At 42.7% G+C, this 26861-nt stretch carries 27 protein-coding genes and 1 rRNA gene; 22 read left to right on the forward strand and 6 right to left on the reverse strand.

Translation table 11 applies throughout. From position 1 onward, the window contains the following. Positions 1-8 precede the first annotated feature (8 nt). Positions 9-626 carry an NAD(P)H:quinone oxidoreductase gene (wrbA, locus tag JMX83_RS03835; RefSeq protein ID WP_201599237.1) on the forward strand — a complete coding sequence of 206 codons (618 nt, stop codon included), beginning with the start codon at positions 9-11 and terminating at the stop codon, positions 624-626. Positions 627-753: 127 nt separating this feature from the next. After that, positions 754-1206: a hypothetical protein gene (locus tag JMX83_RS03840; RefSeq protein ID WP_201599238.1), complete on the forward strand. Its 453-nt coding sequence runs from the start codon at positions 754-756 to the stop codon at positions 1204-1206. A 141-nt stretch (positions 1207-1347) separates the two neighbouring features. Here the strand turns inward: JMX83_RS03840 and JMX83_RS03845 are convergent, their stop codons facing one another. Next, positions 1348-2118: a DUF3108 domain-containing protein gene (locus JMX83_RS03845; RefSeq protein WP_201599239.1), complete on the reverse strand. Its 771-nt coding sequence runs from the start codon at positions 2116-2118 to the stop codon at positions 1348-1350. A gap of 450 nt (positions 2119-2568) precedes the next feature. Here JMX83_RS03845 and groES point away from each other — a divergent pair, with 450 nt between their 5' ends. The 3 genes from groES to JMX83_RS03860 all read left to right on the forward strand — a co-directional run bounded on the left by groES (position 2569) and on the right by JMX83_RS03860 (position 5580). Then, the gene (groES, locus tag JMX83_RS03850) at positions 2569-2859 is read left to right on the forward strand and encodes a co-chaperone GroES (RefSeq protein WP_058024926.1); all 291 of its coding nucleotides are present in this window, start codon (positions 2569-2571) and stop codon (positions 2857-2859) included. A gap of 110 nt (positions 2860-2969) precedes the next feature. Next, positions 2970-4619 (forward strand): chaperonin GroEL, encoded by a 1650-nt coding sequence (groL, locus tag JMX83_RS03855; RefSeq protein WP_201599240.1) that lies wholly within the window; start codon positions 2970-2972, stop codon positions 4617-4619. 268 nt (positions 4620-4887) lie between these two features. Then, positions 4888-5580, forward strand: a complete 693-nt coding sequence (locus tag JMX83_RS03860) for a DUF6988 family protein (RefSeq protein WP_201599241.1) — start codon at positions 4888-4890, stop codon at positions 5578-5580. A gap of 173 nt (positions 5581-5753) precedes the next feature. Here the strand turns inward: JMX83_RS03860 and JMX83_RS03865 are convergent, their stop codons facing one another. Continuing rightward, on the reverse strand, positions 5754-6209 hold the full coding sequence (locus JMX83_RS03865) for an Lrp/AsnC family transcriptional regulator (protein ID WP_201599242.1): 456 nt from the start codon (positions 6207-6209) through the stop codon (positions 5754-5756). A 147-nt stretch (positions 6210-6356) separates the two neighbouring features. Between JMX83_RS03865 and JMX83_RS03870 the strand changes: the two genes are divergently transcribed. Both JMX83_RS03870 and JMX83_RS03875 read left to right on the forward strand, forming a co-directional pair. Next, positions 6357-7274: a DMT family transporter gene (locus JMX83_RS03870; RefSeq protein ID WP_227675710.1), complete on the forward strand. Its 918-nt coding sequence runs from the start codon at positions 6357-6359 to the stop codon at positions 7272-7274. 18 nt (positions 7275-7292) lie between these two features. After that, entirely contained in the window at positions 7293-8471 is a 1179-nt protein-coding gene (locus tag JMX83_RS03875) for an aromatic amino acid transaminase (protein ID WP_201599243.1), read from the forward strand. A gap of 159 nt (positions 8472-8630) precedes the next feature. Here the strand turns inward: JMX83_RS03875 and yaaA are convergent, their stop codons facing one another. Beyond that, on the reverse strand, positions 8631-9443 hold the full coding sequence (yaaA, locus tag JMX83_RS03880) for a peroxide stress protein YaaA (protein WP_201599244.1): 813 nt from the start codon (positions 9441-9443) through the stop codon (positions 8631-8633). Positions 9444-9920: 477 nt separating this feature from the next. Here yaaA and JMX83_RS03885 point away from each other — a divergent pair, with 477 nt between their 5' ends. The 7 genes from JMX83_RS03885 to JMX83_RS03915 all read left to right on the forward strand — a co-directional run bounded on the left by JMX83_RS03885 (position 9921) and on the right by JMX83_RS03915 (position 15094). Then, on the forward strand, positions 9921-11075 hold the full coding sequence (locus JMX83_RS03885; protein ID WP_201599245.1) for a Re/Si-specific NAD(P)(+) transhydrogenase subunit alpha: 1155 nt from the start codon (positions 9921-9923) through the stop codon (positions 11073-11075). Positions 11076-11190: 115 nt separating this feature from the next. After that, entirely contained in the window at positions 11191-11529 is a 339-nt protein-coding gene (locus tag JMX83_RS03890; RefSeq protein ID WP_201512510.1) for a proton-translocating transhydrogenase family protein, read from the forward strand. Beyond that, complete coding sequence (locus tag JMX83_RS03895; RefSeq protein ID WP_406947616.1) at positions 11526-12926, forward strand: NAD(P)(+) transhydrogenase (Re/Si-specific) subunit beta; 1401 nt, start codon at positions 11526-11528, stop codon at positions 12924-12926. Before JMX83_RS03890 ends, JMX83_RS03895 begins: the two co-directional genes overlap by 4 nt. Before the next feature lie 174 nt (positions 12927-13100). Beyond that, positions 13101-13637 carry an acyl-CoA thioesterase gene (locus JMX83_RS03900; protein ID WP_201599246.1) on the forward strand — a complete coding sequence of 179 codons (537 nt, stop codon included), beginning with the start codon at positions 13101-13103 and terminating at the stop codon, positions 13635-13637. A 134-nt stretch (positions 13638-13771) separates the two neighbouring features. Continuing rightward, the gene (gene iscX, locus JMX83_RS03905; RefSeq protein ID WP_021812734.1) at positions 13772-13981 is read left to right on the forward strand and encodes a Fe-S cluster assembly protein IscX; all 210 of its coding nucleotides are present in this window, start codon (positions 13772-13774) and stop codon (positions 13979-13981) included. A 66-nt stretch (positions 13982-14047) separates the two neighbouring features. Next, on the forward strand, positions 14048-14551 hold the full coding sequence (locus JMX83_RS03910) for a GyrI-like domain-containing protein (protein WP_201599247.1): 504 nt from the start codon (positions 14048-14050) through the stop codon (positions 14549-14551). 330 nt (positions 14552-14881) lie between these two features. Next, complete coding sequence (locus JMX83_RS03915; RefSeq protein WP_201599248.1) at positions 14882-15094, forward strand: hypothetical protein; 213 nt, start codon at positions 14882-14884, stop codon at positions 15092-15094. An 83-nt stretch (positions 15095-15177) separates the two neighbouring features. Here JMX83_RS03915 and dapE read toward each other — a convergent pair whose 3' ends face one another. The 3 genes from dapE to JMX83_RS03930 form a co-directional block, all read right to left on the reverse strand. Continuing rightward, complete coding sequence (dapE, locus tag JMX83_RS03920; protein ID WP_201599249.1) at positions 15178-16377, reverse strand: succinyl-diaminopimelate desuccinylase; 1200 nt, start codon at positions 16375-16377, stop codon at positions 15178-15180. A gap of 134 nt (positions 16378-16511) precedes the next feature. Then, complete coding sequence (locus tag JMX83_RS03925; RefSeq protein ID WP_201599250.1) at positions 16512-16976, reverse strand: hypothetical protein; 465 nt, start codon at positions 16974-16976, stop codon at positions 16512-16514. Positions 16977-17033: 57 nt separating this feature from the next. After that, the gene (locus JMX83_RS03930; protein ID WP_201599251.1) at positions 17034-17786 is read right to left on the reverse strand and encodes a 2OG-Fe(II) oxygenase; all 753 of its coding nucleotides are present in this window, start codon (positions 17784-17786) and stop codon (positions 17034-17036) included. A gap of 141 nt (positions 17787-17927) precedes the next feature. Between JMX83_RS03930 and JMX83_RS03935 the strand changes: the two genes are divergently transcribed. From JMX83_RS03935 to JMX83_RS03970, 8 genes are all read left to right on the forward strand, one after another. Beyond that, a complete protein-coding gene (locus tag JMX83_RS03935) occupies positions 17928-18815 on the forward strand; it encodes a 23S rRNA (adenine(2030)-N(6))-methyltransferase RlmJ (RefSeq protein WP_201599252.1) in 888 nt (295 codons plus the stop codon). A gap of 148 nt (positions 18816-18963) precedes the next feature. Then, entirely contained in the window at positions 18964-19767 is an 804-nt protein-coding gene (gene pssA, locus JMX83_RS03940) for a CDP-diacylglycerol--serine O-phosphatidyltransferase (protein WP_201599261.1), read from the forward strand. An 812-nt stretch (positions 19768-20579) separates the two neighbouring features. Then, positions 20580-21611: a ubiquinol oxidase subunit II gene (cyoA, locus tag JMX83_RS03945; RefSeq protein WP_201599253.1), complete on the forward strand. Its 1032-nt coding sequence runs from the start codon at positions 20580-20582 to the stop codon at positions 21609-21611. A gap of 14 nt (positions 21612-21625) precedes the next feature. After that, on the forward strand, positions 21626-23629 hold the full coding sequence (cyoB, locus tag JMX83_RS03950; RefSeq protein ID WP_265089483.1) for a cytochrome o ubiquinol oxidase subunit I: 2004 nt from the start codon (positions 21626-21628) through the stop codon (positions 23627-23629). Next, positions 23626-24333, forward strand: coding sequence for a cytochrome o ubiquinol oxidase subunit III (gene cyoC / locus JMX83_RS03955; RefSeq protein WP_227675712.1), 708 nt, complete (start codon positions 23626-23628; stop codon positions 24331-24333). The genes cyoB and cyoC overlap by 4 nt, the downstream gene beginning before the upstream one ends. After that, on the forward strand, positions 24330-24905 hold the full coding sequence (gene cyoD, locus JMX83_RS03960; protein WP_201599254.1) for a cytochrome o ubiquinol oxidase subunit IV: 576 nt from the start codon (positions 24330-24332) through the stop codon (positions 24903-24905). Before cyoC ends, cyoD begins: the two co-directional genes overlap by 4 nt. 153 nt (positions 24906-25058) lie before the next feature. Further along, entirely contained in the window at positions 25059-25961 is a 903-nt protein-coding gene (cyoE, locus tag JMX83_RS03965) for a heme o synthase (protein WP_201599255.1), read from the forward strand. Between the two features lie 819 nt (positions 25962-26780). Then, a 16S ribosomal RNA gene (locus JMX83_RS03970) occupies positions 26781-26861 on the forward strand; the annotation flags it as partial.

Raw genomic sequence — 26861 nt, forward strand, 5'->3', positions numbered from 1 at the left:
CTTTGCTAATGAGTCAGACCGCCCCTTATGTATTGGTGCTCTATTATTCTAATTACGGTACGACTAAGACATTGGCATATGCTATCGCTCAAGGGATCGAAGATGCTGGCATGACCGCACGTATTCGTACTGTCCCAACGGTGGCCCCTGAAACCACATCGAGCAAGCCTGCAATACCTGATGAAGGTGACTTGTATTGTACGATGGATGATCTAAAAGACTGTAGCGGTCTGGCACTGGGTAGCCCGACGCACTTTGGCAATATGGCCGCGCCCATGAAGTATTTTTGGGACAATACCGTCACCCTGTGGCTAGCAGGGAACTTACAAAATAAGCCAGCGTCCGTATTTACAGCGACAGGCTCTATGCATGGTGGACAAGAGACCACACTACTGACGATGATGTTACCATTGATGCATCACGGAATGGTTATCGTGGGTGTGCCTTATGCTGAACCTGCACTGAATCGCACTCATCGTGGCGGTACACCTTATGGTGCCAGTCATGTTAGCGGGGCCGCCCATGATCAGCCAGTATCGGCAGACGAGCGTGATCTAGGTATCGCACAGGGTCGCCGTTTGGCAATAGCTGCTACTGCTTTAGCACAAGCAAACTGGGGTCGCTAATCGAGTCTCATGTAACCGGTGTCATAGCTCAAACTTGATACTTAAACACTTTTTGCACTCAAATACTGATAATTAATCGCTAATAGCTAGACACCCATGCTATTCATTTAGGAAGTAAAAATCTCTAATGGCCACAAACCACTCTAACAGTAAGTCTCCTAAAGTTACCAAGCCTATCGCACCTATTGCGCAGCGCTTGATGGTCACTTGGTTGATTTGGCTAGTTTATAGATTAATGGGACTGCCTATTTTTATCAGTATCTTTAATCCAAGCAGCCCTGATATCGTCGGTGGTATTGCTTGGCAAGCATTGTGGCTAGTGCCCGCTTTTATCTTGACACCATGGATACTGCGTGGGCGTTCCCCTTACGCATTATTGATAAGTAGCATGTTTACGCTCGTATATTTGGGCGCGAGCGGGGTAGTGCTATTTACTCGCATATACGGCAGTAGCTGGGCTGAGATAGCAGTGTACTTGACCGACTTTGTGCTGTTACTTGCCATCAATGTCTGGCTGTTTATTTTGCTGAAACGCCTGCCTTCAATGAATAATGTGGTCAAGAAACCTCGCTCCCGTTAGCACTTATATGTTATCTAAGAGACGATATTCATCGTTAATAGTTTTTAATCTCAACATATAAACTTGAGACATAAAAAAGCGGCGCCCTATTTAGGACGCCGCTTTTTTAATACGATAAAGCGATTCTTTTACTTACTGGTATTAGTTGACCTTGGTCAATTCTAAATCCATCTTCTTACCATCATTGATCTGACTAACCTTGATAGGTAAGTAGTCTAAGCTTGGTGCCAACCAAAAACTGGTAGAGCGACTATCGTCATCATGGACGCGGTCGACACGCACCGTATCAAATGTACCCGCTGGAACGGTAATTTTGGTGCTGCCAGACTTTTTAAACGGGGTCTTTTCGATTTTGTCTTTTTTCGCCATGTAATAATTACCAGAGAATTTGCCATTCAGCAGATCTTGGCGAATTTGCACCTCAAGGCTCAAGTCATCAAAGGCCTGCTGTGCCATATTCATGGTCGTGGTCTTGCCCTTATAGTTACTAGTGACTTTCTTAGTAGTTGGGTTAAAGTCTAGCTTATGTGTGCGACCCAAACCTAATAGCTTATAAGTGGTGCTCGCTTGGGTTGGGACGACACTATTACCATTGATGGTGAAAGTGCTACTTTGCGAGGCACTAGCCACACCAGCGACGCGAGCCTTAACGTTGTATTTCCACGTATTACCAGACTTGTTTAGCGTACGAGTCGCGGATCCTTTGTATTTGTCTTCAACAGTAAAGCTATAATTTGCCGTTGATGGCTGAACAGTCTTTGCGCTGGCAAGTGTGGGTGCGGTCATACTCAAGGCTCCAATGGTAGAAATACTGATACCTGTCATTAAGGCAGATAAAAACTTAGATGGACTGCGTTTCGTATTATTAGAATCGTTGTGCAGTGACTGGTTATGCATTGATGGAGAACTCATAGATACCTCTTTATTAATATGATGCTGATATAGCAACGTCTATTGGTCATTCTTATTATGTTCGCAACGCTTATAATGGTCATACTCTGTTACATTTTCAAGAGTAACAGTCGACTGACGCGTGTAGTGCTTGTAGCGAATGTTGCTATGAGCATTGATAAGTCGATTAGGGGTAACGTGCTGTAAAGCCAGCAATAGAGGGTAAATAAAACGCATGCTCTTTGTTAGGCATGATTTTTGTTAGGTGCCATCAAGTACCAGCAGAATAATCTTGTAAATTTTTGGGCTTTACACTTGAAGCCAACCTATCTTGCCCCCACTTTTTGTTACAAGCTCAAAGCGTATCTTTAGATTGCTATGATTGAATGGCGACTCTTATAGATACTGGTATTGAGACTATTAATTCAAATAAACCCTTTATTTAAACAACCAATTTTTGGAGTCATATCGATGAACATTCGTCCTTTACATGACCGTATCGTCGTCCGCCGCATAGAAGAAGAGACAAAAACTGCTGGTGGTATCTTATTGCCGGGTTCTGCACAAGAGAAACCTTCACAAGGTGAAGTGATTGCAGTTGGTAATGGCCAAGTTCGTGACAATGGCGAAACTCGTGCGTTAGATGTAAAAGCTGGCGACAAAGTTTTGTTCGGTCAATATGCTGGTCAAACCGTGAAGGTTGACGGTGAAGAACTGTTGATTATGAAAGAATCTGACGTATTGGGTGTGCTAGAAGGCTAGTCCTCTTGAGTATGTTTTTATACTCAGCACATCTTGATCACAGGTTCTGATATACAGATATCAAATCATTCAATTGTATTCTCATACTTATAATAGTGGAGTAATTTAACATGGCAAAAGACGTAAAATTCGGCATAGATGCCCGTAAACAAATGATGGACGGCGTAAACGTTCTAGCAAACGCAGTACGTGTCACCCTAGGCCCTAAAGGCCGCAACGTGGTTATCGATAAGTCATTTGGCGCACCGACCATCACTAAAGATGGTGTATCAGTTGCCAAAGAAATCGAACTTGAAAACAAATTCGAAAACATGGGTGCTCAGCTCGTTCGTGAAGTTGCTAGCCGTACAAATGATGTCGCTGGTGATGGTACGACTACTGCGACCGTATTGGCTCAGTCAATCTTGCAAGAAGGCATGAAATCAGTGGCCGCTGGCATGAACCCAATGGATCTTAAGCGCGGTATCGACAAAGCCGTTCGCGCCGCCGTGAAAGAAATCCATAACCTATCAACCCCAGCCGATGACGAAAGAGCCATCGCACAAGTAGGTTCTATCTCTGCAAACTCAGACACCAAAATCGGTGAGTTGATCTCGCAAGCGATGCAAAAAGTTGGTAAGCAAGGCGTTATCACCGTTGAAGAAGGTTCAAGCTTTGAAGATACTCTAGAAGTTGTCGAAGGTATGCAGTTTGACCGTGGTTATATCAGCCCGTACTTCGCCAATAAGCAAGACAGCCTAACTGCTGAATTTGAAAACCCATACATCCTATTGGTTGACAAAAAAATCAGCAACATTCGCGAGATCGTGCCATTACTTGAGCAAGTCATGCAGCAAAGCAAGCCATTGCTTATCATCGCTGAAGACGTAGAAAACGAAGCGTTGGCAACCCTAGTTGTAAACAACATGCGTGGTGGCCTAAAAACTTGTGCCGTTAAAGCACCAGGTTTTGGCGATCGTCGTAAAGCCATGCTAGAAGACATCGCAACGTTAACGGGCGGCACTGTAATCTCTGAAGAGATTGGTCTGAGCTTAGAGACTGCGACGCTTGAGCAATTGGGTACTGCGAAAAAAGTCACTGTTGGTAAAGAAAACACCGTGATCGTTGATGGCGCTGGTAACAAAGCTGACATCGAAAACCGTGTTGAGTCTATCAACCGTCAGATCGCAGAGTCTACTTCTGATTACGATAAAGAAAAGCTACAAGAGCGCGTTGCGAAATTGGCAGGCGGCGTAGCAGTCATCAAAGTTGGTGCAGCGACTGAAACTGAAATGAAAGAGAAGAAAGACCGTGTTGACGATGCGCTACATGCCACTCGTGCAGCGGTTGAAGAAGGCGTTGTACCTGGCGGCGGCGTTGCGTTAGTTCGTGCCATGAATGCATTGTCTGAGCTAAAAGGCGACAACGATGACCAAGACGCAGGTATCAACATCCTACGTCGAGCGATGGAAGCACCATTACGTCAAATCGTAACCAACGCTGGCGAAGAAGCCTCAGTTGTGGTTAACGAAGTGAAAAACGGTACTGGTAACTACGGTTACAATGCTGCCTCTGGTGAATATGGCGATATGCTTGAGATGGGTATCCTTGACCCAGCAAAAGTATCACGCTCAGCACTAGAGAACGCTGCATCTGTTGCTGGTCTAATGCTAACCACCGAAGCTATGATTACTGACCTACCAGAAAAAGATGATGGTATGGCTGGCATGGGCGGTGCTGGTGGAATGGGCGGTATGGGTGGAATGGGCGGCATGATGTAATTTTACTGTCGCTGCAAAGCGGTTTGTCTTCGTCAGACGCGCTCAATGTACAATAAGTACTATTTTCGCTCGTCTTCCTTGACAAATCACTTTTCGCAAAAAGTAAAATCAACTTCATAAAGTCTATTTGACCACTAAAGGCTCTGCTATCGAAAGATAGCAGAGCTTTTTTATGCAATCTAATATGACGGTTTTTTTATGTGAAAAATCTTTGAGTTATGATAGATTGTCATTAAATTAGATTTGTATTTTTTGAAGAGGAAGTATATTGAGCGCTGCTTTCAAAAGGTTTTATTCACAATCAATGGATTTCCGTACATCTCTGTTAAGTGAAACGAATAAAATTCCTAATATCGATGATTTTAATAATAGAGAGATAGCAACTTTGATTTTGGCAGATATTTCATCTGAACATGGTCATGCTGTACACTTATTAGCTAAAGAAGGGTGTAATATTTCGGCTAGTAGCTTGTTGCGCCTGCAATTTGAATCATTAATAAGAGCGCAATGGATATATTGGGTTGCTAAAGATGATATCGTTGAAAGATTCTATAAACCTTTGACTCAACAAAATGCATCGCAAGCCGAGAAACGTATACCTACAATTAATATTATTTTAAAGGATTTAGACGACGCTGCGAGAGAGGGAATAGTTCCTGAGAGAGCAGTAGCAATGATGAGAGAGTTTAAAGAGTTAACGATGAAACCAGCAAACTCATATGTCCATACAGGTATGCATGCGTTTTCAAGAAAGAAGGATGGTTTTCCTGAGCCGTTGATTATTCAGATATTACAGAACTCTAATGTGTTAGAAGCATTAAATGCAATGCTTTTAGCTACCGTGGTAAATTCTGCCGACATGATACAAAAGGTACTAGCTCTACAGTATCTTTATATAGATAGCCTACCGATGCACATACCTCAAATAATGGAGAAATTTTACAATATGCGTTATCAATAGATTTCTATATCAAACTACTGATCCGCTGCATCCCTTCTAAAAACCCAAGTCTTATCATCAGACACTTCTTTATCATAGCAATATTCTATCAAGTTCAAATGAACTCACTATAGGTCTTTCTACTCACTAATTATCGAACAAGATATTGTGCCCCTAGTCAGTATAAAAGAATCTCACACAAAAATAGGCAAAGTCGTTTTATTGATTACCTTTCTCACCGATAAATGAGTATGTATGTCTTTGACGCTAGCAAGCTTGTGCAGCTTACGGGTGAACCGCTCATAACCATCGAGATTGGGGCTTACCACTTCTAATAAATAATCATAAGAACCCGACACTACATGTCCATTGATGACCTCGTCCATATTGGATAGGGCATTTTCAAAGGTTGCAATAGATTCTTCTTGGTGGCTGTTGAGACTGACCTCCACAAAAAAACTCATCGCAATACCCGCTTTGGCTTTGTTTACGTTCGCTTGATAGTTCTCTATATAACCTTCATCTTCCAAACGCTTTAGGCGCCTTGCGCAAGGAGACGGCGACAGCCCTATGCGTTCGGCCAGTTCTGCCGTAGATAAGCGCGCTTCTTTTTGAAGCACCTCCAAGATATGACGGTCGATTTTGTCCATAATTTACCTTTTGGTTTTTTAAGCCAATAATTTTGATTCAATTAGCATTATCCACCAAATATTTGCAAAATTGCAATGAATAAATAGAGATAAAAGCGCGTATTTTAATCGATAATTGGTCTTTGTATACCAGCATAAGACACGACTATGAATACGATATTCCACCCCTCATCACGCAAAAGTCCTTTGTTTATAATGTCGCCACTGACCAAAGGCTATGTGGCGATGAGCGTTGTATTATTGATTTGGTCAGGATTTGCATTGACTGTACGAGCGGTTGGGGCGTCGTCGCTCAGCATTGCCGATGTCATGCTCATTCGCTTTAGTGTACCGCTAGTTTTGTTGACCCCTTGGGTACTCTCTAGTTGGCATGAAATCAAAAATATAAGACTGCCAGATATCATGTTTATTTTATTTGGCGGTGTGCCTTTTCTTTTATTGGCGGCTTTTGGCGCAATTACAGTGCCAGCAGCTTACATGGGAACTATTTTGACAGGGACACCAGTTTTCTTTGCCGCATTATTGTCTTTTATTTTTTATCGTCAACGAATATCATTAAGAAAATTTGCCGCATTAATCCTTATTCTCTTTGGTATCGCGACTATGATTGGCGGGCATGCACAGGCAATACCTAATAGTCTTCTGTATGGGGTGGGGTTATTATTGATGGCAAGCCTGATTTGGGCGGGTTATACCTTAGGGTTAAAAAGCACCAAGTTAAGTCCAATAGCTATCGCGATCGTGCTCTCTTATACCTCTTTTTTTCTGACATTGATGATGGTTCTATTTGGCATCGTGGAGACGAATATAGGCGCTGTGTCTTTTGATGACGCGCTTCCGTTTATCCTAGTACAAGGACTGGGTGTAGGGGTAGTATCAACCATTGCATTCTCTTATGCGGTCAAACAGTTGGGCTCTATTCGTACCTTATTACTGGGCTCTTTGTCCCCAGGATTAACCGCTATACTGGCTGCGCTGATACTCAATGAGTCTCTATCAGTCATCATGATATGCGGCATCGTACTCAGTACCATTGGTGTCATCTTGTCCAATCGAGCGCAATAAATTAATTAAGGAAGTATCATGATGTTAGATAATATGCCTGTTATCAATGGTGATCCATTGTGGGCATTGCTAGGTAGGTTTCGTACTGACCAGCGCAAACATAAAATAGATCTATTGGTTGGTGTCTATCGAGATGAGTATGGCAATACGCCTGTGATGAAAACTGTGCAAGACGCAGAAATACATCTTGCTCACCAAGCTCATTCAAAGGCTTATGGCATGTTATCGGGTAACGCTAATTTTAACCAGCAAATGGCAAAATTTGTACTGGGTGAGAGTCCAAGTCTAAACAACCAATGCACGATTCAGACGGTTGGGGCGTCAGGTGCATTACGACTCATTGCTGATTTAATCGCTATACTCTCTCCAGATTCAACCGTTTGGATCAGTAATCCTGGCTATATCAATCATCGTCCATTGATGGAAGGGGCTGGGTTAGCGGTTAAGACGTATTCATGGCAAAATAAAAACGGCCAATTAGACATTGATGCGTGTTTTGCCGCGCTAGAAAAAGCAAAAGAAGGAGACGTACTGTTATTACATGCGTGCTGTCACAATCCTACCGGTATAGACCCTTCTTTAGAGCAGTGGCAACTATTTTCTGATAAATGTAAACAGAAAAATATTGTGCCGTTTATTGATATGGCGTATCAAGGTTTCGGAGATGATCCTGATACCGATGCTGCAGGTCTTCGTCTAATAATTGAAGACTCTGACTTTGCATTTATCGCTGCCAGCTGCTCAAAAAATATGGGTCTATACAATGAGCGTACGGGTATTGCCACGGTGATAACGACGAACCATGAGCGTCACGCAGATATACAGACACTTTTAGAAACCATTACCCGCGCCAATTACTCCATGCCGCCCAATCACGGTGCCGCAGTGGCTTCTTATTTACTAGACAGCCCAGATGCTTGGCTAGTAGAGCTGGCAAGCTACCGTGATAGAGTAGATACTATTCGCCAAGCGTTAGGCGCAGCCTTAAAAGATAGAGGTGCACCTGCAGAGTTTTTGGACATTTCACACCAAAAAGGCATGTTTTCTTTATTACCGCTAACAGAGAGTCAAATGCTGATATTGCAAGATGAGTTCGCGATTTACGGCATGCCAAATGGCAGAATAAATATTGCCGGTTTGAAAATGACGGAAATCCCTCAACTGGCTGATGCTATCATGTCGATTATTTCACGTTAGAGAATAATTTTTATCGCTCAAGGCAATGGTTTTATTCATTAATCGCAACAGCAAGAAGGACTGTTGTGATCCGTTAAATTAAAGAAGATGTAATACAGTCGCTAGAAGCCCTGAGTGCCATGCTTCTAGCAACTGTAGTAAATATGGTTTTATATCAAGTTACTGATCCGCCGCATCTCTTCTAAACACCCACGTCTTGTCATCAGACGCCTCGATACAGTAATAATAGCCCGCCAAATCAAAATCTTTTAACTGCTCCGCATTGCTCAGCTTATTGTCAGCAGCATATTTCACCATAAGACCGCGTGCTTTTTTGGCATAAAAGCTAATCACTTTATATTGACCATTTTTCTCATCTTCGAATCGTGGCGTGATGATGTCCGCATTCAGCGCTTTCTTTTTTACCGCTTTAAAATACTCATTCGATGCCAGATTGATTAGTGTTTTATCGTTACTGCCTGCCATACGGGCATTGATCACGTCAGTTATCTTTTCGCCCCAGAACTCATAAAGATTATCACCGCGTTCGTTTTTTAGCTTCGTGCCCATCTCTAAGCGATAAGGCTGGATAAGGTCCAATGGTTTTAATACCCCATAAAGACCTGACAAAATACCTAGATGCTCATTGACGTAGATGGACGTTTCTTTATCCATGTTATACATATCAAGACCGGTATAGACATCACCGTCGAACAGGTAGCCCGCTGGCTTTGCTGCATTACCAGACTCATCATCAGTAAACGGCTTATCTTCGCTCCAACGCCATTGTTGATTGCGCGTGGCATTGAGTTGCGCAAGATCATCAGAGATGCTCATCAGCTCTTGTAAATCAACGGGCTCTTTAGACTTCAATACTTTCATGAGTGACTGTGAGTGCGCGATCAGTTCAGGCTGACTATAGTAGTTGCCCAAGTTCACTGGTACAGCGTCTGTTTCATTCAAAGATTTGGCAGGAGAGAGTAAAAAATACATGGTGAGTCCTTATTATCGTGAGTCAATGACCGACCTGTTCAGGTGTCAAGCATTCTTATTATACGACAGCTGCGGGTTTAACTTGACTTGACCTTGAGTGTTTTATGTTTTTTTAAAGGGATATGGCAATGCGTAAATATGCATAGAGTTGGCTGTTATTAAAGCGAGACCTTGTTATATAAGGGATAGAGGTTTTTTGAAAAAATAAAAAACTTTAATATAACAACAAAAGTTATGCAGATGGTATCAATGCCTAACTTTTTATCTTACTTGTTGGTCATCATTAGACAATGAAAGTTGGCAGATTATGTCTCTATAATAAAAAGGCATGATGGTAAACAACACATCATTTATTAAATTGATAGTCTTTATTTATGATACTGGATAAGTCATGGTTAAGGATTTTTGTCCCCTATGCTTTTGAAAATGCGTTGAGGGTATTAAGGGTAAGTCATTCTATATAAGTAAGGAGACGATATGAAAATCGGTGTAATCAGTGCAGATACCGCGAGTGAAAGCCGTGTCGCACTAACCCCAGACGCAGTCAAAAAATTGCGCAAGCTTGGGTTTGAAGTCGTCATTCAGTCAGGTGCAGGCCAAGCAGCGTATTATGCTGATGAATTGTATCAAGCGGCTGGTGCCGATATTACCAACAGTAGCACCGAGGTGATTACCCAGTCTCGAATTATTACTACCGTCAATGACTTACCATCTGAGGCCACCGCTAATTTGTCATCAGATCAGGTTGTTATTGGCATGCTCGACCCATATCGCAACACTCAGCTTGACACTTATGCTGCCAAAGGTGCGACGGCTTTTGCAATGGAGTTATTACCGCGCACATTATCACGTGCGCAAAACATGGACGTACTATCCTCGCAGGCCAACCTTGCCGGTTATAAAGCGGTATTGCTAGCAGCTAACGAATACTCTCGTCCTTTCCCGATGTTTATGACCTCAGCGGGCACGGTCAAGCCCGCCAAAGTAGTCGTCTTAGGCGTAGGTGTGGCAGGTCTACAGGCGATTGCAACGGCGAAGCGTTTGGGGGCGGTGGTTGAGGCAAGTGATTTGCGTCCTGCGGCGAAAGAGCAGGTCGAATCACTTGGAGGAAAATGGCTTGATGTGCCGATGAGTGAAGAAGAGGCGCAAAAAGCCAAAGCAACGGGCGGCTATGCATGGACCCCATCAGAGCAATATATCAAAGACCAGGCCGCTGTCGTTGACAAGGCACTCAGCAATGCTGACATCGTTATTACCACGGCGCAGATTCCTGGCCGTAATGCTCCACGTCTAGTGCACGCAGCAACCCTTACCAAAATGAAAGCAGGTTCTGTCCTGATCGATATGGCTGCTGGTACAGGTGGTAATGTCGAAGGCAGTGTACCGAATGACACCATTACTACAGAGAACGGTGTACGTATCGTTGGTGCTGCCAATATCCCATCAATGCTCGCCGCACAATCATCAGACTTATATGCCAATAACTTGGTTAACTTTATCACGACTTTGATCGCTCCTGCTGGCGACGATGCAGCAGCAAACGACCTTTCGCTTAACTTAGACATGGAAGACGAAATTCAGGGCGCACTGGCAGTGACACATGATGGTCAGGTACGACTAGCCAAACGCTAGGTTCGACTGCCTAGCACGATATGTTTTGTCACTATACATTTGCCAGTAATGAATAAATTTTTAGGAGGATGAGATGATCGCCACCATTTTAGCGGCAGCGCCAGCGGGTGCAGCCATGAGTAGCACACCATTTGTAGCGATTTTTACGGTATTTGTACTCGCTATTTTTGTCGGATACTACGTGGTTTGGGGTGTTACGCCTGCATTACATACACCATTGATGGCAGTAACCAATGCCTTATCGAGTATTGTCATTGTCGGTGCGATGCTACAGACCGTCACGATTGATGGCTCGATGTTTACACCAACCAGTTTGCTTGGTGCCTTTGCCGTATTTTTAGCCAGTATTAATATCTTCGGTGGTTTTGCGGTGACTGAGCGCATGCTTGCGATGTTCAAACCCAAAGTAAAAAAAGCCCCAGCAGCAAGCACTGATAATGGAGGCGACGCATGAATGATTTATCAACAATGATTGCGGTGAATGCGGATTGGTTCTATCTGGTTGGCGCGATTCTTTTTGTCTTAACCTTACGTGGTCTATCGAGTCCAAAAACCGCTATCCGTGGTAACCGTTTTGGTATGGCAGCGATGGCAATTGCCGTTGTGACGACGTTCTTTTTAGCAGAAGGCCCTGTCCTTTGGCTCATTATTGGCGCGATGATCTTAGGTGCCGTCGTTGGTATGTGGAAGGCAAAAACCGTTGCGATGACGCAGATGCCAGAAACGGTTGCTTTGATGCATTCATTTGTCGGTTTGGCAGCAGTGGCAATTGCCCTTGCAACGGTATTACATACTGAGCAAGAACATGGCGCTGTTGCCCGTGTTGAGCTATTTATCGGCTGCTTTATCGGTGCGATTACGTTCTCAGCGTCGGTCTTTGCCTTTGGTAAACTGGCAGCAAAAAGCTGGGCGAAAACACTGGTCGGCGGCTGGGTAAAACCTGTTCAGGCATTGTTATTTATTGCGATGATTGGTTTTGGCGGGGTATATTTCGTCACAGATTCGCTACCAGCGTTTTATGCAATGGCCGTGATTGCCGTTATCTTTGGTTGGATGTGGATTGCGCCAATCGGTGGCGGTGATATGCCAGTGGTCGTGTCTCTATTGAACTCATTTTCTGGTTGGGCGGCAGCAGGGATTGGCTTTACCCTTGGCAACTCAATGCTGATTATCGCAGGTTCGCTCGTTGGTTCATCAGGGGCGATCTTGTCTTATATCATGTGTAAAGCCATGAATCGCTCATTACTCAATGTATTATTTGGCGGAATGGGTACGTCAGCTGTGGCAGCAGGCGGCGATGATGGTGCACCGAAAAACTATAAAGCAGGCTCAGCGGAGGATGCAGGGTTCCTTATGTCTAATGCCAGCAACGTGGTCATCGTACCGGGTTATGGTATGGCACAAGGCCGTGCACAGAATGCGGTAAAAGAGCTGTATGAGCTGCTAAAAGAAGAAGGCGTTAACGTTCGTTTTGCCATCCACCCAGTTGCTGGTCGTATGCCAGGTCACATGAACGTACTATTGGCAGAAGCTGACGTGCCGTATGATGATATTCTTGAGATGGATGAGATCAACTCAGACTTTGCTAGTACCGATGTTGTCTTAGTTATCGGTGCAAACGATGTCGTCAACCCGTCTGCAAAAGACGATCCGACCTCTCCAATCTTTGGTATGCCAATTTTAGAAGTCAGCAAAGCGCAAACCGTTATGGTCATCAAGCGCTCAATGAGCACTGGTTACGCAGGTCTGGATAATAGCTTGTTCTACATGGACAAAACGATGATGATCTTCGGTGATGCTAAGAAAATGGTCGAAGAGATGGTACGTAGTATCAATGGCGGTGGTCATTAGTAATTAAACGATGTTTTTGACTATTCGCTTTTGCCGATAAGTTTTTAAACAAAGAAAGTCACTGAGGTGGCTTTTTTGCGTTAAAGTGAGCGGCATTTATGAAAGGGTGACAAGCCGAGATCATTGCCCACTATAACCATCAATTATAAATACAACGAAATAAGAGAAATGTTTATGAATATGTTACTGCGCTTTTTTATTATGGTCAGTTTGCTTAAGCAGCAGCTCAAGCGTCAATCGGTAAGCGAAACGATTAGTCTAGAGGCATTGACCGCGCCCACTGTCCGTCACTATCGGGTATTACCGCATGACATGGGGTTTCGCGATCACTTGCCCAATTATCGTTATCTGTCATTTATTGAGCTAAACGTGACACGCTGGGTCATGGCACGCTGTCATGAGAAAGGCATCAAGCCTCTAAACTGGGTCATCGCCATGCAAGAGATGATTTATCTCAAACAAATCAAGTTTTTGGATAAAATGACGCTCAGCAGTGTGGTTGCAGGCTGGGATCACAAATACGTATATTTTGAGCATCGATTTTTTGTCAAAAATCAGCTGATGGGCGTTGGTATGACCAAGTTTGTATTTACTGATGACACAGGTATGCGCACGCCAGATGTATTGGACATGAAAGGCGAGCAGTTGACAGATGTGATTAACACATGGAATAACCACCAAGTCGCTGTTAAGTCGGTTAAGTCAGCATAAAAAATATTGAAAAATAGCACCCGATAATAACTTGGCTATAATCATTTGCTGAATTTTGGTAGGATAGAGTCCATCAAATCGCCAATACTAAGGCGACACTACTATTTCTAAAACGACTAAAAAAAGGTACCGTTATGACGCCACAAAAATTAAAATGGACAGACAGCTTAGATATCGCGATTGAGCTTTATGAAAAATTCCCAGAGACTGATCCGCAGTACATACGCTTTACCGATTTGCATCGCTGGGTGACTGAGCTTGAAGGCTTTGATGATGATCCACAAAAATCAAATGAAGGTATCTTAGAAGCCATTCAAATGAATTGGATCGATGAAGCCGACTAATCGACTCTATAACGTTGAGCAGTGTTATCCATAAAAATTCAATAAATAGATTAAAAAGGCCGCATCATGACATCACAAATTAAAGAGCTGCCAGAAGCGATCGCTTGTCGCGGTATCAGCGTTCGTACCACTAATAACGCTGAGATTAGCCATGATACTGCCAAGCTTGGTAGATTATGGCAAAAGTTTTATCAAAATCATGCAGGTCAGCTTCCTGAAGGCGAAGATATCTATGGTATCTATCATAACTATGAAAGTGATGATTTAGCAGGGGCGTTTGATGTTGTCGCTAGCTGGAAAACGGCTACCGAGCAAAATGCTCAATCAGACAGTGAAAGTACCGCCAGCACTAGTAATGTGGTAGAAGTCACTATTCCTGCAGGAAAGTACTTGGTATTTTCTGAAGAAGGCCATATGCCTAATACCGTCATGAATGCTTGGGAGAGTGCTTGGGAGTATTTCAATGCGCCAGATTGTGAGCATAACCGAACGTTTAATGTGGATTTTGAGCATTATATCGGTGGTAATTTAGAATACGGTCAAGTGGATGTTTATATTGGTATTGAGTAGACGGATTAGACCGTAAAAGGTAAGTGTTATAAACTTCTGTCTTTGTGAACGCATTAGTTAGTGTGCTATATAAATCGCTCAATCACTTTTGAAACATTGGTTGAGCGATTGGATTTGAGCATTTTCTCCGCTATTTTTCTTTTCTTGATGTAGCGTTAAACGATGAGCAGGTTTGTTTTATAAGAAACGACCTTATATCTCTCTAAAAAATCCCTTCTCTTTCAAATAATGATATTACGAAAATTTACCAACCATCGTCTGCTTTACCGTATATTGAATACTATGTCTATATGAGAAAATTCTCAAAGACGCTAAAGATGGATAGCAAAAATGGACGATGATAATATTTCAGTTTACGAGTTAGGAATAATCAAAAATGCCTTGCGTGGACGAGTGGTTGATGTAGAAGATTTTAGAACAGAAGGTGTGTTAAAGAAGGAAGATGAAGACATGAATGACAAAGTCGACGCTTTTCAAGCAGAGCTAATAAATATTCAGCAGAAACTTGAGAATATTTCGCCAGAAAAAGGTATTGATCTTTAAACAAACCACTATACTAAAAATAAATGCTCATAAAAAAAGCGCCATCTGTAATAGACGGCGCTTTTTGCTACTAGAAATTAAAATTAATCTAGCAATAGATTTTCCAATATCCCTTCATAAATCTGCGCCAGTTTACCCAAATCGTCGACTTCTACTTTTTCATCTACTTGATGAATCGTCGCATTACGTACGCCAAGCTCGACGACTTGTGCCCCTGTTGGCGCGATGAAACGTCCATCAGATGTACCGCCAGAAGTAGATAATGTCGTATCAACATTGGTAACTTTTTTGATCGCATTTTGGCAGGCCGAGACCAGTTTTCCTTCAGGGGTTAAGAATGGCTGACCAGATAGCTTCCAGTTAATGTCGTAACTGGCCTTGCTTTCGTTAAAATATTTGTCAAAGATAGCATGGGTTTTTGCCTTTAGCTCATCTTCAGTCGTTTCAGTTGAAAAGCGGAAGTTAAAGACAACGTTTAGCGTTTCAGGAATGACGTTGGTTGCACCTGTACCGCCATTAATATTTGATATCTGCAAGGAGGTGGCTGGGAAGTAGTCATTGCCATTATCCCATGCAATCGACGTCAATTCAGCAAGGGCAGACATCGCCGCGTGAATCGGATTACAAGCCAAATGTGGATAGGCAACATGACCTTGTTTACCTGTGACAGTCAGCTCTGCGCCTAGCGAGCCACGACGACCGTTTTTGATGATATCGCCTAACGTATCCGTGCTTGATGGTTCGCCCACGAGACAATAAGTGATTTTTTCTTGACGAGCTTCTAAGGTTTCGATGACTTTGACCGTACCGTTGATTGACGGCCCTTCTTCATCTGAGGTGATCAAAAAAGCAATAGAGCCATTATGCTCAGGATGATTGGCAACGAAACGCTCAGCCGCAATGGTAAAAGCAGCAATCCCCGTCTTCATATCAGCCGCACCGCGCGCCCATAGATATCCATCAGCAATGGTTGGCGTAAATGGTGGATACGTCCAGTTTTTTTCATCACCCGTTGGTACCACGTCTGTATGACCGGCAAAGCAAATTACGGGATCCGTCGTGCCACGGCGTGCCCACAAGTTTTTAACTTCAGCATGTTCGCCTTTTGCTTGCCTATCACCATAGTACATGAACTCGCAGTCAAAGCCGGCTTGCTCCAAACGCTCTGACAATATGTCTTGGCAACCATCATCGTCTGGTGTGACAGATGGGCGTTCGAGTAGCGCGATACTTAAGTCTAAGGTTTCTTGCTGGTGGGTTTTGCTATTGTTTTCTGAACTCATGACAGTCCTAGGTAAGTTGAGTTAATGTTTTTTGCTATAAAAGATAGCTTGTTTTTTATCAGGTCTATTTGGTACTAATTATTTATATGTTGCAAATATATAAAGGTTAATCGATTTCTATAGTTAAAAAAATCTTAGTCTCTGTCTAAGTAAATTTTTTCATAATCACCATAAAATTTTGCTAAATACTCTGTAATACATTTTTCAGCTGGAGTATTACTATAAGTTTTAGCTTTGTCTCTGTCATAATTACTAATATTGCCACCAGCAAAAACAACTTCGCCCATTTGATAACTTGTTCCTAATAATTCTAAAGTTTTATTACTAATATCGAAAGTGGCATGTCCTTCTGGAAATACTGGCGTCATCCATCTTGTTCCATCAAATGCAAGCAGACACCCGTTCTCATACTTGAACTCAGTCGTGATAGCAGTTGGTGTAACTATCACAGATTTTTCAGAGGTGGATTTTGGTAGGTGATAGGTAAAGAAAGGCTCACTGATTTGTTGAGTTGAGGCTTGATGATTAATAGCCGTGCAGCTTGCAAGCAAAGGTAACATAATAACTAAAATAGAATATCTGAATAGATTCTTACGCATTATTATTGTCCTTAATTAACAAAGCTTACTTAGAGCCGTAGCAAATGATAGATATACTCAGGACGCAGCAAACAAAACTACAGCATCATCACGTCTTAGCCAAGTAGCGATAGAGTAGCGCTGACGATGGGCTGTTTGCACTTGATGCTGTAGATCGCTGTCGAAGATAATGAGTCTATTGGCAACTGGCATGACTTCATGATGAATACCATGCTTATCAACGATTTCTAGCGCGCCGCCGTCAGTCTGCCCCCAATCATCATTGAGATAAAAAACTGCCGAGATCACCCTTTCATCGCGCCCAGCAGGATTGTCGCTGTGCCATTGATAGCCAAAGCCAATCGGATAGCACGCATAATGCGCTTCACTATGGCGAATACCAGCGAACAAACTACGATTGAATAGCGAGGCCAAAGCATTAATGCTTTGCAGATAATAGTAGCCTGCAAAGAAGTTCTCAGTGATCCAGCGTATTCTATCACCGCGGATATCACTGATACGAACGCCAGCGGTCAGCTCTGCATCACGATAATCAATAAAACCGCTTTCTGCTTGTAGCGCGAGCAACGCTGTATCATCAAACACATTATCAATGATGAGCCAGCCATCAGTGACAAATGTATCAAGCTGTTTGTCCGTCAGCCTATTTTCCCAGCTGACTGCAAAATCAGACAGTTGCAGCATCTTCTGGGTAGGCGCGTTTTGGGCGTCGTTATGACTGTCTGGAGATAGTAACGGAGGGTTGTCTTGTCCTATCGGATGATCAACGACCAACGCTGTCTTGCTCAGGTTGCTAATAATCTGCGTCATTTCATCTCTTTCTTATCAATCAGTGGTCAATATAACGTCATTCAATGCGTTTTTATTGAAAGCGCTTACTAAAACCACATTATCTTTTACTCCGCCTATGCTACCATAGATGCAATTTTTCTTATTTAAACTTTTGAGATTATGAACTATAAACACGCCTACCACGCTGGTAACTTTGCTGATGTGGTTAAACACATTTTATTGGTACAACTGCTCAATCAATTGGGGCAGAAAAACAAACCGTTTTATGTGCTTGACGCCTATGGCGGCCGTGGACTGTATTCACTAAGCAGTGAAGAAGCGCGCAAGACAGGGGAGGCCAAAGGCGGTATTCAAGCTTTTCTAAAAGCAGATACCGAAAAAGCACCTGCCGCTGTCAAAGACTATATGGAAGGCATTAAGCAAGCCAAATTCACTTACGACAATAAAGTCTACCCTGGTTCGCCGTGGTGGGTTGCCCATCATGTCGAAAAAACTGCGGCTAAAAAGCCTGATGCTGGCGTGCGTGCTGAGGCTTTTGAAGCCAAAGCGACTGAATATGATGCGTTGAACTATCAGCTACATAAGTTGCCGATTGGTATCCAGCATCGTGATGCCTTTGAAGGTATCACCGCTGTTATTCCACCAAAAGAAAAGCGCGGTTTGATTTTCCTTGATCCGCCTTATGAGCAAGAGCATAAAGACTTTACCCGCCTTATCGACCTATTGGTCGCGGCTTATAACAAGTGGCCACAAGGTACTTATGCGCTTTGGTTCCCAATCAAAAATATCGAAGCGGTCGAGCTGTTTTATAAAAAGCTCAAGCGTACTGAGATGCGTCGTCAGCTGGTTTGTGAGCTAAATATTTATCCTAATGATGTTGCCGTTGGTCTGAACGGTACAGGTCTACTGGTTATCAATCCGCCATGGCAGTTTGATAATCATGCACGCGAGATATTACGTTTCTTGCAGCCAGTACTAAAAGTAGAAGATGCCCCAGACTTAACGCCTGACAGTGCGACCAATGTACGCTGGCTGGTTGGTGAATAGTGACGTCAGTAGATGATGTCAGTGAAAAGCAATATTGGCCAATAAGGATATCAAGATGACGAATATGCAGCCACCTGAAGGCGAACCAAATAGTATGCTTCCAAGAGAGGGATCGTTGCAGGACAATGCAGCGACCCAGCCTCCATACATGGATGAGCATGAGTTTAATATTCGTCTAGCGGACAACGACAATTACGATGGTTTAACCTTTGAGGTCGTTGAGGCAGAAGTCGCGGAAGGTAAGAGGGTCGTCAGTCGCGGTGTATATCTAGCACCCAATTTGATTACCACATTATCATTACTGTCAGGGTTTTACTCGATTTTAGCGAGTACGCAAGGCGAGTTTTACAAGGCGGCTTTGGCTATCTTTTTATCAGGTATTCTAGATGGTGCCGACGGCCGCGTCGCTCGTATGCTTAATGCCCAAAGCCCGTTTGGTGAACAATATGATTCATTAGCAGATATGCTCGCGTTTGGCGTGGCCCCTGCTATTTTGGTTTATAGTTTTGCGCTAGAACCGCTGGGTCGTATTGGGATTGGTTGTGCGTTCGTCTTTACTGCCTGTGCTGCCTTTCGTCTTGCACGCTTCAACGTGCAGGTTGGCATTGTCGATAAAAAATACTTCGTTGGTTTGGCAAGTCCGCTTGCCGCCATATTAGTAACAGCAGCAGTTATGGTTGCAGTTGATCACAATGAATGGATTGGACAGTACGATACGGCGATCATGTTTTTGTTCGCAGCTTGGGTAGTTATTTGTGGTCTGCTCATGGTCAGTAATGTTAAATACTACAGCTTTAAAGAGTTTGATAAAAAGAAAGTACCCTTTGTGGTGCTTATCATTGGCGTACTTGTCATGAGTATCGTGCTCTATGACATACCTGTTGGTATCTTAGCGATTGGTATCATTTATGCGTTATCTGGTATTGTGACTACGATTAGAGCAAAGATGTAAGAGTCAATATGAGCTTTACTGAGATAAAAAAAGGGACTTACCGATAGGTAAGTCCCTTTTTTTATACTTTATTTGCTATAAAAACATGGTGCCATCAAAGAATATTCTACTATCAGATACGTTTTATCTTTGTACGACAGTCATTCATTATGTTTCTGAATGGAATGTACATCCAAACGAATATTTATGTATATGAAAGCTAATAAGCGCAAATTGATAAAACTTTCAAGCTTGATTTATAGATTTTGGATAGTAAAAATATGTTGTTTTATTTCTAGTTTATTGCAGATAAGATTTTCTAAAAAAAGAAGCGTATAGTGCCTGTGAACTAAAAAGGGTCACATTTGATAGTTCTATACCCTATAGACAGCATGGAATAATGCTGTGGTAGCCAGACAGAATTTAGCCTCACAATAAGCCACACTCAAATATCGATACCCTTTTAGTAAATCGATTTCCCAATCTTCTCAGTCTTGTACATTAATACAAACAGTACCTTATTGCTACTGTTTCGTCATTCTGTGCGGCTGATTTGGTTGGGCAAATAGCGTTAAGACCTACTCTATTGATGATGGTCGCAATCTAGTGACCGAATGCATACTTCGTTGCTTAAAATTGTCAGCAGTGTTACCCACCAAATTTTGATTGGTAACAGTGCTGACATGGTGATAGCCAACGCGACTGAGGGTATAAATAAGGTCAAAAATTAGCGTCATCTCTTGACTGTCCATTGTAAAAATGTGACAGCCATGGAGTGTTTCTAACATTTAACATGTACTAACAAAACTGACCGAATATAAGGTTAACAAGGCATGACGTTTTTCAAATTACCGATCTGGCTAAAGGCCAACTTAGTGGTATTGATAAGCAGCTTGCTCCTGACCGCCTGTGATAAAGGTGTATTGCATCCTCAGGGTGCAGTTGGCGTGCAAAATAAAGAACTTATCATTGTTACCACTGCCTTGATGTTGATTGTGGTTATACCAGTCATCGTCATGGCGCTCTGGTTTACTTACCGTTATCGCGCGGATAGACCAGATGCTGATAAAGACTTCGACCCTCAGTGGTCACACAACACTTGGATTGAAATTTTAATGTGGACGATTCCCATTATTATTATTGCAATCTTAGCTGTGATTACTTGGCGCAGTACTCACGCGCTTGATCCTTATAAGCCATTAGACACTCAAAAAGACAATCCTCCGCTTGAGATTCAAGTTGTGGCACAAAACTGGAAATGGTTATTTATCTACCCAGAACAAGATATTGCCGTCGTCAATGAACTTTATCTACCAGTAGATCGTCCAGTTAGTTTTAAAATCACTTCCGATACGGTGATGAATTCGTTCTTCATTCCTAGACTGGGCAGCCAAATTTATGCCATGTCGAGCATGGTGACACAATTGCATCTGATCGCTAATGAGCCTGGTGTCTATAACGGACTTTCTGCCAACTATAGTGGTCCTGGTTTCTCGGATATGAAATTTTTGGCCCATGCTGTCGATAAGCAAGGTTTCGATGACTGGGTTTCTAAAATCAAAGCGGGAGACAATAAGGTTCTCGATACTGCGGTTTATGAAGAGTTATCGAAACCATCAGAAAACCATGCCATCGAATATTTCAAATCGGCTCAGCCTGATATGTTTGACTATATTGTGAATCAGTATGGCTCAGACACAAAGCAACAAAATCAGTTTATAGAGTCTAATGAAGTCAATCAGCGTGATAATAAAAATGCGGTGAACAAGGGCTTAGAGTCTGATTTGAAGGATGACGGCGAAGGTAGCATTAACCCAGCAGCGCCATCAAATAAAGATGATGCGCAAGAAGCTGACGCTCAATAATAGGAAAGCTGATTATGGAAGCAATATTCGGTAGATTGTCCCTTGAGGCAATACCTTACCACGAGCCTATTATTATGGCGGCTGGTGGTATGATGGCCTTGGCTGGGCTAGCAGTTTTAATTTTTCTAACCAAAAAGAGGCTTTGGGGCGTTTTTTGGCACGATTGGCTAACCTCAGTTGACCATAAAAAAATCGGTATCATGTATATCGTCGTCGCGATTGTGATGCTATTACGCGGCTTTAGTGACGCCATTATGATGCGTACCCATCAGATGCTGGCTAACTATCCTGAGACAGGGTACTTACCGCCGCATCATTATGACCAGATTTTCACCGCCCACGGCGTGATTATGATTTTCTTTGTTGCCATGCCTCTGGTTGTGGGACTCATGAATGCGATCATACCGCTACAGATTGGTGCACGTGATGTGGCCTTTCCGTTCCTAAACTCATTGTCATTTTGGCTGTTCGTTACTGGTGCTTTATTGGTCAACGTGTCACTCGTCATTGGTGATTTTGCGGCAACCGGTTGGTTGGCTTATCCACCATTGTCAGAGCTGACATACAGTCCAACAGTGGGGGTGGATTATTATATCTGGGCCTTGCAGCTGTCAGGATTGGGAACCTTGCTGACAGGTGTCAACTTCTTAGTGACGATTCTAAAGATGCGTGCGCCTGGCATGAATCTGATGCACATGCCGATTTTTACGTGGTCAGCACTTTGTACCAACATCTTGATCGTTGCGGCTTTCCCTGTACTAACAGCAACGTTGGCAATGCTAACGCTAGACCGCTATCTTGGTATGCACTTCTTTACCAATGATGCAGGCGGCAACGTCATGATGTATATCAATCTGATTTGGATTTGGGGTCACCCAGAGGTATATATCTTGGTACTACCTGCTTTTGGTATTTTCTCAGAAGTTATCTCGACTTTCTCGCAGAAAAAACTATTTGGCTACGTCAGTATGGTCTATGCCTTGATGGTTATTGCCATTTTAAGTTTCATCGTTTGGCTGCATCACTTCTTTACCATGGGTTCAGGTGCGAACGTCAATGCCTTCTTTGGTATTACGACCATGATTATTGCCATACCCACTGGGGTTAAGGTCTTTAACTGGCTCTTTACCATGTATCGAGGCAAGATCGTCTTTGGTACGCCAATTTTATGGACACTTGGCTTTATCATTACCTTTACCATTGGTGGTATGACGGGTGTCATGCTGGCGGTTCCTGGGATTGATTATGTCTTGCATAACAGTCTGTTCTTAATCGCGCATTTCCATAACACCATTATTGGTGGTGCTGTATTTGGATACTTTGCGGGTATTACCTTTTGGTGGCCAAAAATGTTTGGCTATCGTTTGGATGAGAAGTGGGGCAAACGTGCTTTTTGGGGCTGGCTCATCGGCTTCTTTGTGGCCTTCATGCCGCTATACGTTTTAGGATTTTTCGGTATGACGCGTCGTACCAACCACTATGCCAATGATGTTTGGCAGATCTGGTTGATCGTTGCTGCGGTTGGTGCCTTTATTATTTTGTTCGGTATTTTCAGCCAGCTTATGATGTTCTATGTCAGTTATCGCGATCGTGAGCGTCTTGCTGATGTGAGTGGGGATCCTTGGAATGGTCGTACGTTAGAGTGGAGCACGCCATCACCTGCACCGTTTTATAACTTTGCTCAACTGCCAGTTATTAACGATCTTGATGCTCTCGCTCATCTTAAAGACAGCGGTTGGACGTCAGATAAAGCGCCCAATTACTATAGCCCAATACATATGCCAAAAAATACAGACTCTGGTGTGATTATTGGTTTATTGACGTTCGTCTTTGGCTTTGCTTTTATCTGGCACATCTGGTGGTTGGTAATCGCCTCTTTCTTAGTCATCATTTTCTTTGTGATTCGTGAAGCCAACAAACGTGATATCGATTACATCGTACCAGTGGATGAGATTGAAAAAATTGAAAATGCTTATTATAAGCGTCTTCGTACGGCTCACGCAGGAGACGGATTATGAGTAGTACCGAAACTATGCATACGCATGAAGTAAATAGTAATTTACCAGACGACAACGGCGAGGAGTTGTTGCCGTCTGATGATCATCACAAAGGCAATATAGATTACTTTAACCATAGTGATCCTCATCATCCAGACCACTTGGATGCACAGGGTAATAAAGTACTCGGTTTCTTTGTTTACTTAATGACAGATTTGGTTCTGTTTGCCACGTTCTTCGCCGCTTATGCAGTATTGAAGGTTGGCGTAGCAGATGGTCCAAGTCCTAAAGATATTTTCGACCTTAAGTTTGTTTTGGTTGAAACGTTCTTGCTACTGATCAGTAGTATCACCTTTGGTTTTGCCATGCTTGGTGCTTATCAAAACAACATGTCAAAGCTTAAGCTTTGGCTGATGATTACTGCGCTATTCGGCATGGGCTTTATTGGGATGGAGGTTTATGAGTTCCATCATCTCATCGTCGAAGGCTTCGGGCCTGATCGCAGTGCCTTCTTATCGAGCTTCTTTAGTCTGGTAGGTTTGCACGGTATTCACGTCACGGTCGGTATCTGCTGGTTACTATTTACGTTGTTCCAGTTGAGCAAATTTGGTCTTTCTGAACGCATGATGACGCGTTTAAGATGCTTAAGTCTGTTTTGGCACTTTTTGGATATCGTGTGGATTTGCGTCTTTTCGCTAGTGTATCTGGTAGGAGTGGCATTATGAAAAATGAGAATTTGCATGCAGCCGAGCACGCTCATGCACATGGCGATGTAAGTCACGGCCAGAGCAGTCATGGAAGTAAAAAGAGTTATATTATCGGCTTTGTACTATCAGCCATTCTGACGGTCATTCCATTTTGGCTCATTATGAGCAATATAATGTCAGGCATGAGCGCGATTTGGATGATTGCTGTTTTTGCTGCTGCCCAGGTTTTTGTGCAAGTATATTTCTTTTTGCATGTGGACTTTAGCCCTGAACAGCGTAATACGCTCTATAGCTTCTTATTCACCTTGTTTGTGGTAGCGATTGTTATGGTTGGTTCATTGTGGATTATGCACAACGCCAACGAAAACATGATGCCTGGCATGGGTAAAATGCAGATGGACATGGGCATGAAGATGCCGACCAATGCTGATGGTACACCGAGATTGGATCGTGAACTTGAAGGTTTTGAAGATAAATTAGATCTACCAGATACCTACAAGCCGTCTAATCAAGGTGCGCCTGCTGCTACACCACAAGAAGACCACTCGGACATGGCTGATCATTCAGACATGGCTGATATGCAACAGTAAGTTCCTAACTTTCTTATTTGCGCCGCAAGCTTGCGTATATAAGTTATCGCAAATGTCTAATGATGAGCTTTTATATATAGGCTCATCATCCCTATATGGCACTGTTTCATCCATATGGCTCAGGCATTTGACGATATTAACTGATGGACTATCATGAATAAACTTGCACAGTTAAAACTCGATGTCGCCAAACAACCGCTTGTTCAGGTCATCAAACCTGGCATTGTGTTTGGCAATGCTATCACCGTTTTGGGTGGCTATTTTTTAGCGGCCAAAGGCAATCCCGATTGGTTGATATTGCTTCAAGCCTTGATTGGAACTTTGACCGTGATAGCGTCTGGTTGTGTAATTAATAACATCATCGATCGTGATATTGACTCGAGGATGCAGCGCACCTGTGACCGTGTTTTGGTGACAGGTGAGCTCTCTATTACCAACGCAATACTCTATGCAGTATTACTACTAGGTATCGGGGTAGTATGTTTAGCAGCTACCACGCCACTGGCTTTATATTCAGCGTTATTTGGTTATGTCGTTTACGTTGGATTTTATAGTCTGTACTTTAAGCGGCACTCCGTCTGGGGAACGTTTATTGGTAGTTTTTCTGGTGCTATTCCGCCAGTGATTGGCTATGCTGCTTTGACGCCGTCTATCGATGGGGTGTATTGGGTACTGTTTGCTATGTTTGCTATTTGGCAGATGCCGCATGCTTATGCCATCGCTGTTTTTCGCAAAAAAGACTACAGTGCAGCCAGTATTCCTGTATTACCAGTCAAGCACTCCTTTAGAACGACTCAGTGGCATATTACGATTAGTATTGCCTGTTTCTTAGTCGTGGGCAGTTTGCTCACAGCGTTGAACGCAACTGGCTATTGGTATTTGGGCGTCCATCTACTGTTGTCAGGCTATTGGTTACTTGTTGCTATGAAACCGATCAAGGTCACCAGTCAACAAGACCAAGTCCAACAGCAGATTAAGTGGGCGTATAAGATCTTTGGACTATCCATTATCATCATGATGGCGCTATGCTTAATGATGGCGATTGATTATGTATAAAGCCGTATAGTAAAAGATACTGTTGATGAGCACCACTAAAAAGCCACTAACACGAATAGTGGCTTTTTTTATGTCTATTCCATTTTATGTCTAGCCCTTTAACAGTAGTATCCTAAAAACATCGCTAAACCCTATTTTGCATAACCATTGTCAAATAAGTAAAATTATTGAAGTATATAATCCATTGAAATGTCTTCACTATTTAGCTTCTACCAAACCAGTTAGCAAGATCTCCACAATAACCCCTTGACCCAGCCTCAAACCTGCGTATAATGCCACCCAGTCGAAAGGGAAGTGGTAAGGAATCTTAAGTAATTAAGTTATTTCAAACTAAATAGAAAATACCTCTTGACTTCATAAATAAAGGGTCTATAATACGCCCTCATCAGACGGACTGGCAGTAGATGATGTGTAGATTACACATTAATAACGCGGTTAACTTGGTGAAACGAAATTATAAAAAAGCTTGACAATTCAAATCATTATGATAAGATAGTCGGCTCGCTAGATAGCTTAACCGGCAACGGGAGAAGCAGATAGCGTAAGTAACACCCTATATATCGATGACTGGACGACAGTGATTGAGACTATTTAAAAGCATAACTAAAGAACAACTTGTGTGGATTTTTGCTGATTCAGAATGCTAAAAAATAAAGTTGACTATCTTTTCCTTTCGGAAAGATTATTAACTATAAAAATTATCATTTAAGACAGCAGAAAAACTCAAAGTTAATTCATTACGAACATAATTTTTAGCGATTTTGCCAGATTAAATGAGCCAAGTTTAGAAGCTTCTTTAAAGAGCTTCATAGCAAGATTAAACTGAAGAGTTTGATCATGGCTCAGATTGAACGCTGGCGGCAGGCTTAACACATGCAAGTCGAGCGGAAACGATGATAG

The sequence above is a fragment of the Psychrobacter piscatorii genome (assembly GCF_904846415.1).
Taxonomy (GTDB): domain Bacteria; phylum Pseudomonadota; class Gammaproteobacteria; order Pseudomonadales; family Moraxellaceae; genus Psychrobacter; species Psychrobacter piscatorii.

Bases quoted from the DNA above. Each gene is read 5' to 3' on its own strand.
- wrbA (WP_201599237.1), top strand. From the start codon at position 9: ATGAGTCAGACCGCCCCTTATGTATTGGTGCTCTATTATTCTAATTAC.
- JMX83_RS03840 (WP_201599238.1), top strand. From the start codon at position 754: ATGGCCACAAACCACTCTAACAGTAAGTCTCCTAAAGTTACCAAGCCT.
- JMX83_RS03845 (WP_201599239.1), bottom strand. From the start codon at position 2,118: ATGAGTTCTCCATCAATGCATAACCAGTCACTGCACAACGATTCTAAT.
- groES (WP_058024926.1), top strand. From the start codon at position 2,569: ATGAACATTCGTCCTTTACATGACCGTATCGTCGTCCGCCGCATAGAA.
- groL (WP_201599240.1), top strand. From the start codon at position 2,970: ATGGCAAAAGACGTAAAATTCGGCATAGATGCCCGTAAACAAATGATG.
- JMX83_RS03865 (WP_201599242.1), bottom strand. From the start codon at position 6,209: ATGGACAAAATCGACCGTCATATCTTGGAGGTGCTTCAAAAAGAAGCG.
- JMX83_RS03870 (WP_227675710.1), top strand. From the start codon at position 6,357: ATGAATACGATATTCCACCCCTCATCACGCAAAAGTCCTTTGTTTATA.
- JMX83_RS03875 (WP_201599243.1), top strand. From the start codon at position 7,293: ATGATGTTAGATAATATGCCTGTTATCAATGGTGATCCATTGTGGGCA.
- yaaA (WP_201599244.1), bottom strand. From the start codon at position 9,443: ATGTATTTTTTACTCTCTCCTGCCAAATCTTTGAATGAAACAGACGCT.
- JMX83_RS03885 (WP_201599245.1), top strand. From the start codon at position 9,921: ATGAAAATCGGTGTAATCAGTGCAGATACCGCGAGTGAAAGCCGTGTC.
- JMX83_RS03890 (WP_201512510.1), top strand. From the start codon at position 11,191: ATGAGTAGCACACCATTTGTAGCGATTTTTACGGTATTTGTACTCGCT.
- JMX83_RS03895 (WP_406947616.1), top strand. From the start codon at position 11,526: ATGAATGATTTATCAACAATGATTGCGGTGAATGCGGATTGGTTCTAT.
- JMX83_RS03900 (WP_201599246.1), top strand. From the start codon at position 13,101: ATGAATATGTTACTGCGCTTTTTTATTATGGTCAGTTTGCTTAAGCAG.
- iscX (WP_021812734.1), top strand. From the start codon at position 13,772: ATGACGCCACAAAAATTAAAATGGACAGACAGCTTAGATATCGCGATT.
- JMX83_RS03910 (WP_201599247.1), top strand. From the start codon at position 14,048: ATGACATCACAAATTAAAGAGCTGCCAGAAGCGATCGCTTGTCGCGGT.
- JMX83_RS03915 (WP_201599248.1), top strand. From the start codon at position 14,882: ATGGACGATGATAATATTTCAGTTTACGAGTTAGGAATAATCAAAAAT.
- dapE (WP_201599249.1), bottom strand. From the start codon at position 16,377: ATGAGTTCAGAAAACAATAGCAAAACCCACCAGCAAGAAACCTTAGAC.
- JMX83_RS03925 (WP_201599250.1), bottom strand. From the start codon at position 16,976: ATGCGTAAGAATCTATTCAGATATTCTATTTTAGTTATTATGTTACCT.
- JMX83_RS03930 (WP_201599251.1), bottom strand. From the start codon at position 17,786: ATGACGCAGATTATTAGCAACCTGAGCAAGACAGCGTTGGTCGTTGAT.
- JMX83_RS03935 (WP_201599252.1), top strand. From the start codon at position 17,928: ATGAACTATAAACACGCCTACCACGCTGGTAACTTTGCTGATGTGGTT.
- pssA (WP_201599261.1), top strand. From the start codon at position 18,964: ATGGATGAGCATGAGTTTAATATTCGTCTAGCGGACAACGACAATTAC.
- cyoA (WP_201599253.1), top strand. From the start codon at position 20,580: ATGACGTTTTTCAAATTACCGATCTGGCTAAAGGCCAACTTAGTGGTA.
- cyoB (WP_265089483.1), top strand. From the start codon at position 21,626: ATGGAAGCAATATTCGGTAGATTGTCCCTTGAGGCAATACCTTACCAC.
- cyoC (WP_227675712.1), top strand. From the start codon at position 23,626: ATGAGTAGTACCGAAACTATGCATACGCATGAAGTAAATAGTAATTTA.
- cyoD (WP_201599254.1), top strand. From the start codon at position 24,330: ATGAAAAATGAGAATTTGCATGCAGCCGAGCACGCTCATGCACATGGC.
- cyoE (WP_201599255.1), top strand. From the start codon at position 25,059: ATGAATAAACTTGCACAGTTAAAACTCGATGTCGCCAAACAACCGCTT.